Origin of the sequence: Clostridium beijerinckii HUN142, assembly GCF_000621745.1 — a bacterium.
Lineage (GTDB): Bacteria > Bacillota > Clostridia > Clostridiales > Clostridiaceae > Clostridium > Clostridium beijerinckii_A.
In genome coordinates, this window is record NZ_KK211336.1 from 494,594 (window position 1) to 507,825 (window position 13,232).

The following is a 13,232-nucleotide window of genomic DNA, read 5'->3' on the forward strand; positions in this document are numbered from 1 at the left end:
TTTTAAGTTACATTATCCTATTTTTAAATTAAAAATTTATGATTAATAATTTATGGTAGGCTTATTTAAAATCTTGATAATTAAAATCTCTGAGCATTTCAGTGAATTGTTTTAGTTTAGAATCATCCCATTTTGAAATACGTTCATAAAATAGAGATTCTTTCTCCTTTAGTGCATCAATTGTTTTTTGTCGTCCAAGTTCAGTTAGAGATAATAGTATTCCACGACGATCATTAGGTGATATTTCGCTTTGTACATAGCCTAATTTTTTGAGTTGATTGACAAGTCGACTAACAGAGCTTCGATCCATAGCTGTTGATTCAGCCAAAACTGTGGCACTTGTTGGTCCAAATGAGAAAAGCCAGCGGACAAGCAAAAAGGCAGCAGGTTGTAAGGTTGAATCAAAACGAGCTGCTGTTTTAACATTAAGTGCGTGCGATGCACTTATAAGTGCATTTAATTCCTTACCTAATTTTAATTCCAATTCTATTCTTTTAATATTATTATTGTCCATATTACACCTCGACTTAGTAACTAAATTATATGATACTTGACATATATCAAACAAATAAATATAATTGACATATATCAAGTATATTTATCTGTTTATTACATGTCAAGTAATATCAACGCATGTATCACATCAATAATACTTTAGAGGGAAATCCTACAAGAAATATTAAATTAGTATATAAATATTAAGGAGGATTATTATGATTACTAATCCAATAGTTATAATAACTGGCGCTACTAATGGCCTTGGACAGATCGTTGCAAGTGAATTAGCCAAAAGAGGTGCACATCTTGTATTGACGGCTAGGAGTAAGAGTAAAGCAGAAGCGACTGAAAGGATTATAAAAAATATAGCGCCGAATGCAGAAATAGATTTTTTCTTTGGAGACTTATCACTAATGAAAGATGTTAAAAGAATAGGAAATGAAATCAAAGATTCATATCCAAAGATTGATGTTTTAGTGAACAATGCTGGGCTTCATGCTTTTGAACAAAGAATAACTTCTGAAGGTTTTCCAGAAATGATAGCTGTAAACTATTTTGCACCGTGGTTATTAACTAATATATTAACAGAATCATTAATAAAGTCTGGAAATGCTAGGATTGTTAATGTTGCTTCTGAAGCATCACGCAATCACGGTGAGCTCAAATTGCCTGATGATTTGACTGATATAAATGCATTTACGTCTAGACAGTCATCTTCTCTTTATGGAAAAACAAAGCTGCTAAACATTATGTTTACAGGAGTACTTTCACGCAAGCTTGAAGGGACTGGAGTTACTGTTAATGCACTTAATCCAGGATTTAATGTGACAGGACTTGGACGTGAATTATGGTTTGCATCTGTACTTGAACGTATACTAAAATTTCTGCATATTGGAGATCCATGTAGAGGAGCTGATATTATTATTAGATTAGTCTTAGAGGAACAGTATGAAGGTGCAACTGGTGGATATTTTAATGTTAGAACTGGCAAACCAATTATACCAGTTCAACCTGCAGGTGATACAGAGATGGAAAATAAACTTTGGAATTATACTAAAGAATTGTTAGAAGCAAAAGATGTTATAAATTAAGTGAATAAAGTATAAAAAATAGGGTATTGAAGTTTGATATTATTATTAATTTTAAACTTCAATATCCTATTTTTTATGTACTTTGACATATTGAGAATACGTATATTATGAAACATAAAGCCAATTGTATAAACTATTTTTAAAAAGTGGGAGATAAAACAAAAAGCATGGCTTAATTTTTGTGGCTACAAATAATAGAGGTGTTAATTATTTGTAATTTTGTACTACCAAAACTAAAGTTGTAGTAAGAACTTGTGATAGTTATTTTATAGGTATAAAAAGTTTTAAATTAGTTTTTATGTGTTACCTGTAGTGCATCAGCTATAATTTTACAATAATCCACCATTTCATCAATGGGAATAAGCATACCTTCTTCAAGCCATTCACCGGCTGAATAAACTAATGCAGGTGAATAGAAATCTGCAATAACATCTATTGGAATAATAAATTTAATTCCGTTATTCTGGTCATTTATTAATTTTGACTTTATGCATTCAAGTACTATTTTCTGAAGCTGTTTCATTGCGGAGCCATTATTTAACAGACCTATAGAATACATCTTTTTGTTTTCGCACATGTGCTCAAGAAGAAGTCTAAATAAATTTGCATAGTATTCTTTGGGAGTATCCATGGGAGTATATTGCAAACTCTTTTTTTCAAAATCCTGTATTAATTGTCTGAGCATAAAATCAAGTAATTGAAATTTATCTTCAAAATGTTTATAAAATGTAGTTCTATGTATCATAGCTTTATCGCAGATGTCTGAAATGCGGATATCGTTGAAATTTTTTTCAGTAAGCAGAGATATTAGAGCATCAAATAATAGTTTATGCATTCTTCGTACTCTCAAATCAAGATTTTCATTAATTACATTATTATTCATAAGCACCTCCTAATAAAATAATCTACATATATGCCAAAATGTAGATGTAATATATAAATCAAAAATATTGTTTCTTGATAAGCTTATAGCAACAGTATAAAGTATAAATATACAGTTGTAAATATTATATACAAATATAGATTAAAAATACATATGTAGATTAAATAGGAAGTTTTATTAGCAAACAAATAGAGAGGTGAATGTCAATGAAGCAAAAAATAAAAAGAATGATAACGATAGGGAGTATGATAAGCGTTATGACTAGCAGTATTATACCAGTATCAGCATCAGAAACTATTGGAAATTTAAATGTATCAAAATCAACGTTAGCATATGGAGGTGATGGAAATATTTCTGGTTTAGATCAAAACATACAAACTACTGTAGGAAAAAAAGTTATTACATTAGATAAAGCAATTGAAGGAGCTATAGGTAACAGTGAAAAATTAGCATTGAAATCAAATGAAATAAAAATGTACAAAGATAAAATGGATCTTCAGGAAAAAACTAATGATTATTATGAAGTTATTGGTAAGAAAATATATGATTATCCTTATGACAAGCTTGAACTTCAAGAAAAGCAGACAGAGCAATCTAAAGCTTTCATGGAAGATCAAATAGCTTCCGATATTACAAATAAATATAATGATGTGATTTTAAAAGAAATTGAAATAAACAAATTAAAAAGGAATCTAGAACTGAAGAAAAAAGATTTAGATTACATGAAAGGAAAGCTTGAACTTGGAATGGCAACTTCTGATCAGGTTACTGATACACAAATTGAAATAAAATCTTTACAAGATGAAATAATAGCAAAAGAGAATTCATTAAATAACAACAAAGATTATTTTAAAGTACTAACAGATTTAGATTTGAAAAATACATATTCACTTGATTACAATGTGGATTATACAAAATTTAAAATTGATGGTCCAGTTGATGAGTATATATATGACAAAATTGATAAGTATGTAAAATATGATGGTGAAATATTGAAGCTTACCAAAGATTATATGAAAGAGCTAAAAGATGATGGAATAAAAGAGATTATGGATAAGGACGTAGAAAAAATGCCCAATAAATCTTCTTGTGTAGAAGCAAATGCTGATGGCACTTATTCATTTGATTCAGGGGCATATGCATTAAAGTTAATAGATTATCAGCAGAAGCAGCAAGAATATTATACTGAGATTAATGCTTATGGAGAATACATGAATGGTAAATATAGTTTAGATGAAGCACAAGTTAAACTAAATGATACAAAAAAGAATCTTAAAAATGCATTAAAGGAAAGTTATTCAACTCTGCTTGATTTAGAAAACAAAATAGATACTTTAAAGGAACAGGTTAATTCGACAAACATAAAACTTAAATTTGCTAAGGCTCAAGTAGAAATGGGGTTAATGCTACAAAATGATTATGATAAGCAATGTATAGAAAGTGAAGAGGTAGGTACTTCCTTAAGAAAATTAATTTATGTTCATGATAATCTAAGAGATAGTATACAAAAGCCATGGATATTAAGCAATCAGTGAAAATATATGTTATGAATTGTTAATTGAGAACTGTAAATTATACTAGGAGGATATATAATGAGAAAATTATTAGTTATTTGCTTATTAATTTTAAATTTAATTGTATTAAGCGGATGTAGTGAGAAAGCTGATACAAAGGCAGATACAAAAACTTATCCAGTAAAAACTGTGGAACTTAAAGATGAAAGCTATCCAGTTTCATTAGAATATGACGGGATTACAGGAGGAAGTGAAGTTAGAAAACTTTCTTTTAAGAGTTCTGCAAAAGTATCTAAAATATATATTTCAAAAGGCCAACATGTAAAAAAAGGAGACCAGCTTGTCGATTTAGATAAAACTGATTTAAACTTTGCAATGGAAGGAGCAAAATCTGAAATGGATGCTGTTTCAGCACAATATAATAAAGCAGTCAACGGTGCTCAAGCTGAGGATATAAATAAGGCTCAGATAGCAGTAAAGAATGCTCAGGATAATTATAATTACTGCAAAGATTTATATGATAAAAATGTTAGTTTATTTGAAATGCATGCAGTGACTCAACAGCAGGTTAATGATATTAAAATTAAATTAGATGGAAGTGAAAGTGAGCTTAATGGAGCTAAGGAAACATTAAAGCAGCTTCAGAATGGAACGAGGGAAGAAGATAAGCTGGCAGTGTTGGCTCAGTTAAATGCTGCAAAGGCTGACTATGATTCCAAAGTAAACTTACTTCAAGATGCTTCTCTTACAGCTGATGTAGATGGCTATGTGGTAGATATTCTTTGCAAAGAAGGAGAAATGCAGTCCGCTGGTTATCCAGTTGTTTTAATTAGAAGTGAAAATCAAGTTGTTACTATAGGATTATCTGATAATGATGTGAAGAAAATACAACTTGGAACAAAAGCACAAGTGAAAATAGATGATGTTACGACAGATGGAGAAGTTATGAGCATAGTTCAAATGGCTGATAGTAAATCAGGAACATATAGTGCAGAAATTAAGCTGCTGACACAAATAGATAATAGTAAATTTTATATAGGACAATCTGTAAAAGTTTATATTAATGAAGGTGAAAAGAATGGAATTTGGATTCCTATTGTTAGTATTTTAAATGATGGACAGGATTATGTTTATGTAGTAGAAGATGGACGAGCTGTCAAGAAAAATGTAACATTAGGACAAACTAATGAAAATCAAGTGTGCGTAGAAGGCCTAAAGAGCGGAGATAATCTTGTTAATGAAGGACTGAAAAATATAAAAGCTGGATATCAGGTTTCAGCAGAATAAAGGAGGAGAAATCATGGGATCGATTAACGCTGCTATAAAAAATAAAAAGATAGTACTATTCTTAGTGTTTGTTGCCATCTTGAGTGGTTTAGCTTGTTACTATTATATTCCTAAACAGGAGAGTCCAGATGTTTCTTCGCCAGCAGCAATGATTACAACTATTTATCCGGGGGCATCTCCTAAAGATGTAGAAAATTTAGTTACAAAAAAGATTGAAGATAAGGTTGAAGAAATAGATGGATATGATTATGCTGAATCTTATTCTCAAAATAGCGCATCTATAGTTATTGTTTACTTAAATAGTGATGCAGATAAAGATAAAGCATGGCGTAATTTAAGAGATAAAATAAAAGATTTAAAATCTGATCTTCCCAACAGTTGTGAAGAGAGTACAATAGATACAAAGCTTACGGAAACAGCAGGTATGATTTTAGGTGTATCTGGTGAAAGTTATTCTTATGAACAACTAGGAAATTATGCAGATGATATAAAGAAACAATTAAGTAATGTTAGTGGTATGTCTAGATTTGACATAAAGGGAAAGCAGGATAAACAAGTAAAAGTAGATATAGATTTAAGCAAAATAAATACATATTCTATTTCTCTTGAAGATGTATGTGGTGTGCTGCAAGCACAAAATGTAGAGATTCCTTCTGGATCTTTGGAACTCCCGACTGGAAAAATAAAAGTACAGACACCTGGAAGTTTTACCTCTCTTAAGGATATAGAAAATACAATTGTAGGAGTTTTATCAGAAACAGGACAAACTATAAAGCTTAAAGATATAGCAAATGTCCATATTGATTATGATGATGATTCTAATTATAAATATACTAGCAATGGAGAAAGTACCGTGTTGCTTGCAGGATATTTTCAAGATAATAAAAATATAGTTTTAATAGGCGATGATGTAAGAAAAAAAATAGACGAAATAAAAAAACAATTACCACAGGATTTAAAGATAGAGGAGGTTACATTCCAGCCTAAAGACGTAGATGAATCAGTTTCTTTCTTTATGAAAAACCTTGAAGAGGGCGTAATTCTTGTGGTTATAACTGTTCTAATAGGAATGGGAATTAGAAATGCATTAGTAGTATCCTCAGTAATTCCAATATCTATTGCTTTATCATTTATTGTTATGGAAGTTTTAGGAATAAAAGTACATCAAATATCAACTACGGCACTTATTATAGCACTGGGAATACTGGTAGATGATGCAATTGTAATAGGAGACGTTGTTCAAGTAGGAATTGATGCTGGATTGCCAGGAGATGAAGCAGCATTTAAAGGAATTAAAAAACTATTTGTGCCTGTATTTACATCCACATTAATTATTGTTGGTGCTTTTGCTCCACTTTTAAGTATACCTGGAGCAGTAGGAGAATTTATAAGAACGCTGCCTCAAGTAGTAATGATTTGTATAACTTGTTCATATATATCAGCATTATTTATAACTCCTGCTATGTCATCTTTGTTTTTTAAGAAGAGTAAAAAGTCTGAAAAGGAAAATAAAATCCAAAAGCTATTCCATAAGATTTTGAATTATGGACTTAAGCATAAAATAAAGATTGTTGCAGCATCTTTACTTATATTTGGAGTATCAATGGGGTTAATGAATTTATTAGGCGCACAATTTTTCCCTTATGTAGACAAAAACATTATTTATATAAATGTGTCTAATGAAAGGGTTGAAGATTTGGATAGTTCAAGTAATTTAGTAAAGGAAGTAGAAGCTGTTTTAAAATCGCAAGAAGAAGTTACGAGTTATACTTCAGCTATAGGTGGTGGTCTGCCTAGCTTTTATATTACATTGCCTACTGTAACACCATCAAAAGATACAGCTCAAATTGTGGTGAAAGTAGATCTAGATAAAACCAAAAAGTTTGATACAAGGGAAAAACTTGTTGAACATATACAAAATGAATTAGATAATAAAATCTCTGGTGGAACTGCTACAGTAAAGCTATTGGAACAAGCAGATCCAATAGGAGCACTTGTTCGAATCCGGCTTACAGGAGATGATTTAGATAAAATATATACTGCTTCAGAACAAATACAAGAAAGATTAAAAAATATACCAGGAACTACAAATGTAAGAGATGATGCAGCTAAAAAGACATATGAATATGAAGTGAATATAGATAGTACTAAAGCATCTCAATACGGTTTGTTAAAGTCTGATATTTTGAAACAAATGAACATTGCATTAAAAGGATATAGCAGTTCTGTATATAGGAAGAGTGGAAGTGAATATGATATATTAGTCAAAAGTAATATTGCTTCAGTAGAAGACTTGAAAAATTTACAAGTAAAATCAAGTGTTACAAGCGATAAAATCTTGTTATCACAGGTAGCAACCATAAATCTTAAGTCAGAGTTAGACCAAATAAAGCATTATAAGAAGGATAAGACCGTAACAGTATATAGTGATTTAAAATCAGGTTATAACTCAGGTGATATAGAAAATAAAGTGAAGGAAGAAATAAATAAAATGGACTTAAACGGTGTAAATGTTATTTATGATGGAGAGCAAAAACAAATAGAAACTAATTTCACAAGCCTTGCTATTGCTGGAGTAGTTATAATAATAATAATTTATTTAATTCTATTTGTTCAATTTAAGTCATTTGTACAGCCTTTTGTAATAATCTATTCACTGCCACTATCACTAATAGGAGTAATAGTAGGGCTTTTGATGTGCGACATGCCACTATCATTAACTGCTGTTATGGGAATAATAAGTTTGATTGGAGTAGTTATAAGAAATGCAATTCTGCTTGTAGAATATATAATTGAAGGCAGACATGAAGGTCTTTCTATAGATGAAGCTTGTATACATGCCGTAAGTCTAAGATTTAGACCAATAATACTAAGCTCAACAGCAACAATTACGGGGCTTATCCCACTAGCATTTTCTAAGAGTGCGTTATTTGGACCTATGTCAGTAACTATAATATTTGGACTCGCAACAGCAACTTTCCTTACATTTATAGTTGTTCCAGTAATGTATTCTTTAGTTAATACTAAGTGTGAAGAGAGACAAGCAAAGAAAAATAAGGTTAGCATTGAAACAGAAACTATTTAGTTATGAAATTCAGATTATTTTATTCTCACCATAATTAGTTTTTCTCTTCAATTTAAAGTGAAGTTCACTAGTAGAGCTTAGTTAATTAAGTTCGGATAACAAAATACAAGATGCCCATATAGAAGTTTATGTTTTCAAATATAAACTTCTATATGGGCATTCGCTTTTGAATTCTCACTTATCTTACTTAGGATATGTGTTTAAGTATCATATATTCTATATGATAAAGAATAAATATTGTGAAGAATATTACCATAGAAGACTATATACATAAACATTCTGAAAAATATATATTCCAAAGAATGTTAGAATATATTGGAGCTAGGACGCTTTATAAATATATTGGAAGATATTATAGATAAAGCTTAAAAAACACGATATACCATCTAGAAAATTGATGTATAATGAATTAAAAAATATGAATAAAAAAGGGGGATACATAACATATGCTTGTACCTAATAAAAGCCCAAAAGTATATGATCAGGTTATAGAGAAGATTAAAGATAAAATAAAATGTGGTGAAATAAAAAAAGGAGATAAATTACCAAGTGAAAGAGAGATGGCAGAATCTCTTAAGGTATCGCGTGCATCTATAAGGGAAGCATTAAGAGCTTTAGAAGTAATAGGATTAATAGAAAGCAGACATGGAGCTGGAAATTATATACGAACAAATTTTAATAACTCTCTGCTTGAACCACTTTCAATCATGTTTATGTTGCAGGAGAGTTCGCCAAAAGAAATGTATGATTTAAGGGAAACACTAGAGCTGGAATGTTCTAAATTAGCAGCCAAAAATATAGAGGAAAGTGAGCTTGAACTTTTAACAGCACTATTAGATAAGATGTATATTGCTAGTAGTGAAGAAGAAAGTGTTGAATTAGATATTAAGTTTCATCAATTAATTGCAAAAGCATCAAGAAATGTATTATTAATTAATGTACTTAATGTTATATCTCAACTTGTAGACGAATTCATTAGAAGAGCTAGAATGAAAATTTTTCATGAGGGAAATACAAAAGAAAGCTTATTATGGATACATGAGAATTTAGTAAGAAATTTAAAGAAAAGGGATGAATCACTAGCTTACAATGCTATGAAAGAACATTTCGATTTAATTAGGAACTCTTATGGATATGAGAATTAGTGTTACTTTGTAAATTAAAAATATAATATGAAATCAATAGTTTTGAAATTTTTTGATTACTCATAGCTGCGTTTTATAATGTGAAACGATCTTAGTTGCAGCATAGCTGCTTTTATAATGTATATATCTTATATGAAAAAGAAAAACTGCTTATTATGTAAAATTAATTGTAGTAACTAAAAATGGGTGTCTCAAGATGATTAAAAATCATCTTGAGACACCCATTTGCTATATTAGAATTAAAATCTAATAATTTAGTTGATAGATTTGAGAATCTTAAATCTATTGTTGCAAAGATCAACTCTAACAGGATTATTGTTAAAGACATCTTTAGAGAGGTCTTTTGAACATTCCTTCATAGAATTTATGAATTCTTGATTATTTACAGCATCATCTTGAACAATTAAAGAAAAAACATATATATCTTTCTCTTTATCAATCTTAATGTTAATCTTTGAATTATCAGTAAAAATGTCTTTTTTAAAATAAGCTCCTAATTTTTTTGCTTGTGATTCAGTTATGGCATTGGTATAGTAAACATGATTTTGTCCATAAGCGATTGAGTTTTCAGGCATAGCAGCAGTATATATACGTGATAAAATAACTAAAGCTAATAATAAAAAGCATATAAGTACTGGTAGAAAATAGGAAGCCTTTTCGCCGCCATTTTTAATATGTTCATTGTATAGTTCCTTTTGAATATTTCTAAGAAGGATTCCAATGCCAGCATTAACGGGTAAAGCTAAACTTGAACTTTTAACTGATAATAGACTCAACAAATAAATGAAGACAATAAAGCTTAAAATAGTTGAAATAAGGGTTATCCATTTCTTTTTATGATCTCCTAAACGTCCATAATTTAAAGAACATATAATACCAGTAGGAAGAAATGAAAAGATGGCCGAAATAATAATAAATGATTTAGGATTCCATAGTTTTTTAGTTGGAACACTAGTACTAATTTCTGTCATAAAGATACCTCCATAATATTGCCAGAATCAATTATATCACAATATTACTTATAATTATCTTATTTTACATAATTTTCACAAATAAAATAGAATTGAAAGAATTTATTGGGCATATTGTGTACCTAAATATGTAGTAGAGGCAATAAGATCGAATAAACACCGTTGTGATATGAATGGATTTAATGAAGCAATAAGTGAGAAAATTTTGTTTGTTACTTTTTATTATATATTGCAATTAAGTTTCTAAATGAACATATAGCTTACTAAAGTTTAAAATTTAAATTTATTATTGCAATATATATTATAAAAAATATTAATTAATATAGATTATTTTATAATAATGTGTTAATATAATTATATCCATAATATTATCAGAAGAAACTCATAAAGGTAGATTAGGGAGATATGCCTAATCTACCTTTTATTTTTTGTAAAAAATAAAATAGATAAAAGACTAATTGAATGAGAGCAAAGCTGTATCTATTTGCTAATGCAAAAAAAATGAATATTTTTCAAAGAAATCTAATAGATGATTTACTGTATTTTTAGTAAAAATATTACAATATACGCATTAATTAAAAAAATAACTAGAAATTACAAACGAATTAAGTGTATAATATAATCAAGATATAAGATTTGGAGATAATTAAAAAAACAAATCAATGAAAATAAAACATTAATAAGAAGGCATAATTTATTTTGCTCTTTAAAAAGTATTGTTTATGAAATTATGGGAATACTTAATAATGAGAAAAATAGGTCTAGATAAATTATAGATTATCACCTATTTTTAGAAGTGGTAATATGCTTAACAAATCAAAATACAATATTTTATTAAGGAGGATATTTATGAAAACAGGTACAGTAAAGTTTTTTAATTCGGAAAAAGGATTTGGGTTTATAGAGGTAGAGGGGGAAAAGGATGTTTTTGTACATTCATCTTCTCTTTCAGGATTTAGTATACAAGAAGGAGATAAAGTTCAGTTTGATGTTGAGAAAGGTACAAAAGGCCCTCAAGCAACTAATATTCAAAGAGTATAAAATAACCTTTGTATGTTGCTTAACAATATATTAGCTAATTTTTGCCACCTTGTTTAAGGTGGTTTTTCATTGAAATAAATTTATTAAATTTACAAATACTATAAAAAAACAGAAAGAAGGTTTAATATGGAAAATAAAGTATTTAGCGAATTGGGTCTTGATGAGAGTATTCTTAAAGCTATTGATGCAATGGGATTTGAAGAACCATCTAAGATTCAGGCTGAGGTAATACCAGTTCTTTTAGAAGGGCATGATGTTATTGGGCAGGCACAAACTGGAACTGGAAAGACACTGGCATTTGGAGCACCAGTTTTGAGCAGAATTAGCAGCTCAGAGGGGAAGATAAGCAGTATCATACTAACTCCTACAAGAGAGCTTGCTATACAGGTAAATGATGAACTAAATCGTATAGCTAAGTTTACTAAGATTAAGTTACTTCCCGTATACGGCGGCCAACCTATTGATAGGCAGATTTCAGCTTTACGGAGGGGAATAGATATAGTCGTAGGAACTCCTGGAAGAGTGTTGGATTTAATAAGAAGAAAAGTCTTGAATTTAGGTTCTATCAAATTCCTTGTATTGGATGAAGCCGACGAAATGCTAAACATGGGATTTATTGATGATATAGAAGAAATAATAAAAAATTCAAATCAAGACAGGCAGACAATGTTGTTTTCAGCTACTATGCCTGAAGAAATCAAAAGACTTGCTAAAAGGTATATGAAGTCTGAAACGAAACACATAGCCATTTTAAAAAATGCAATGACTGTAGCTACAGTGGATCAATACTATTATGAAATTAAAAACAAGGATAGGTTTGAAACGCTATGCAGAATACTGGATGTTGACGAACCCACTTCTGCAATAATCTTTTGCAAGACGAAGAGGAGTGTTGATGAACTGGTTGAAGGTCTTCAAGGTAGAGGGTATACTGCCGAAGGAATGCATGGAGATATGAATCAAAATCAGAGAATAAATACATTAAGAAAATTTAAGGAAGGAAACTTAGAGTTCTTAGTAGCAACTGATGTTGCTGCAAGAGGCATAGATGTTGAAAATGTAACTCACGTAATAAATTACGATTTGCCTCAGGATGTAGAATCTTATGTTCACAGAATAGGCAGAACCGGCAGAGCGAATAGAAAAGGGGTTGCTTATACACTTGTTACTGCAAGGGAATATATGTCTCTTAAGCATATTGAAAAAGTAACAAAAAGCAAGATAAGAAGAAGAGAAATTCCTACTGTAGATGAAATATTTACTTCAAAGTATAAAAATATGTTTTCAAAAATAAAGGAAACTTTGGAGCAGGATAGCTATAAGAAATTTATGCCAATGGCAACAGAGCTTGATGAGGAGTTTAACCTTGTGGAAGTAGCAGCGGCCTTAATGGATATGGTATACAGCAAAGAAGTGAATTATGACTATGCTGAAAATGAAATAGGTTCAAAGACAGATTACAAGAGGTTATTTTTAACTGTAGGACGCTTGGATAAGATTAATCCAAAGCAGTTGGTGGAATTCTTTAATGAGACTGCAAATGTAAAAAGAGAAGATGTTGGCGATATTGATATTCTTGAAAAGTTTTCATTTGTAAATGTAACAGAAGCAGCAGCGGAATCCATAATGAAGCATTGCGTTGGAAAGAAGTTCGCTGGAAGAAAGCTAAACGTTGAAATTTCAACAAAATCAAAAAGATAATTTGAAATGATACCTA

10 protein-coding genes are annotated in these 13,232 nt (G+C 30.0%); 7 read left to right on the forward strand and 3 right to left on the reverse strand.

What is annotated here, in order from left to right:
- Window positions 1–61: 61 nt before the first annotated feature.
- Entirely contained in the window at window positions 62–514 is a 453-nt protein-coding gene (locus tag T483_RS0123505) for a MarR family winged helix-turn-helix transcriptional regulator (protein ID WP_026889020.1), read from the reverse strand.
- A gap of 199 nt (window positions 515–713) precedes the next feature.
- Between T483_RS0123505 and T483_RS0123510 the strand changes: the two genes are divergently transcribed.
- The gene (locus T483_RS0123510) at window positions 714–1,589 is read left to right on the forward strand and encodes an SDR family NAD(P)-dependent oxidoreductase (RefSeq protein ID WP_026889021.1); all 876 of its coding nucleotides are present in this window, start codon (window positions 714–716) and stop codon (window positions 1,587–1,589) included.
- Between the two features lie 289 nt (window positions 1,590–1,878).
- Here T483_RS0123510 and T483_RS0123515 read toward each other — a convergent pair whose 3' ends face one another.
- Complete coding sequence (locus T483_RS0123515; RefSeq protein WP_026889022.1) at window positions 1,879–2,472, reverse strand: TetR/AcrR family transcriptional regulator; 594 nt, start codon at window positions 2,470–2,472, stop codon at window positions 1,879–1,881.
- A 206-nt stretch (window positions 2,473–2,678) separates the two neighbouring features.
- On the opposite strand from T483_RS0123515, the gene T483_RS0123520 reads away from it, so the two are divergent.
- From T483_RS0123520 to T483_RS0123535, 4 genes are all read left to right on the forward strand, one after another.
- The gene (locus T483_RS0123520; protein ID WP_026889023.1) at window positions 2,679–4,007 is read left to right on the forward strand and encodes a TolC family protein; all 1,329 of its coding nucleotides are present in this window, start codon (window positions 2,679–2,681) and stop codon (window positions 4,005–4,007) included.
- Window positions 4,008–4,064: 57 nt separating this feature from the next.
- Window positions 4,065–5,273: an efflux RND transporter periplasmic adaptor subunit gene (locus T483_RS0123525; RefSeq protein WP_035790515.1), complete on the forward strand. Its 1,209-nt coding sequence runs from the start codon at window positions 4,065–4,067 to the stop codon at window positions 5,271–5,273.
- Window positions 5,274–5,286: 13 nt separating this feature from the next.
- Window positions 5,287–8,358 carry an efflux RND transporter permease subunit gene (locus tag T483_RS0123530; RefSeq protein ID WP_026889025.1) on the forward strand — a complete coding sequence of 1,024 codons (3,072 nt, stop codon included), beginning with the start codon at window positions 5,287–5,289 and terminating at the stop codon, window positions 8,356–8,358.
- Between the two features lie 446 nt (window positions 8,359–8,804).
- On the forward strand, window positions 8,805–9,503 hold the full coding sequence (locus tag T483_RS0123535; protein WP_026889026.1) for a FadR/GntR family transcriptional regulator: 699 nt from the start codon (window positions 8,805–8,807) through the stop codon (window positions 9,501–9,503).
- A 254-nt stretch (window positions 9,504–9,757) separates the two neighbouring features.
- Here the strand turns inward: T483_RS0123535 and T483_RS0123540 are convergent, their stop codons facing one another.
- Window positions 9,758–10,474, reverse strand: coding sequence for a hypothetical protein (locus tag T483_RS0123540; protein WP_026889027.1), 717 nt, complete (start codon window positions 10,472–10,474; stop codon window positions 9,758–9,760).
- Between the two features lie 849 nt (window positions 10,475–11,323).
- Between T483_RS0123540 and T483_RS0123545 the strand changes: the two genes are divergently transcribed.
- Both T483_RS0123545 and T483_RS0123550 read left to right on the forward strand, forming a co-directional pair.
- A complete protein-coding gene (locus tag T483_RS0123545; RefSeq protein WP_012059122.1) occupies window positions 11,324–11,515 on the forward strand; it encodes a cold-shock protein in 192 nt (63 codons plus the stop codon).
- A gap of 126 nt (window positions 11,516–11,641) precedes the next feature.
- Window positions 11,642–13,216: a DEAD/DEAH box helicase gene (locus T483_RS0123550; protein ID WP_026889028.1), complete on the forward strand. Its 1,575-nt coding sequence runs from the start codon at window positions 11,642–11,644 to the stop codon at window positions 13,214–13,216.
- Window positions 13,217–13,232 lie beyond the last annotated feature (16 nt).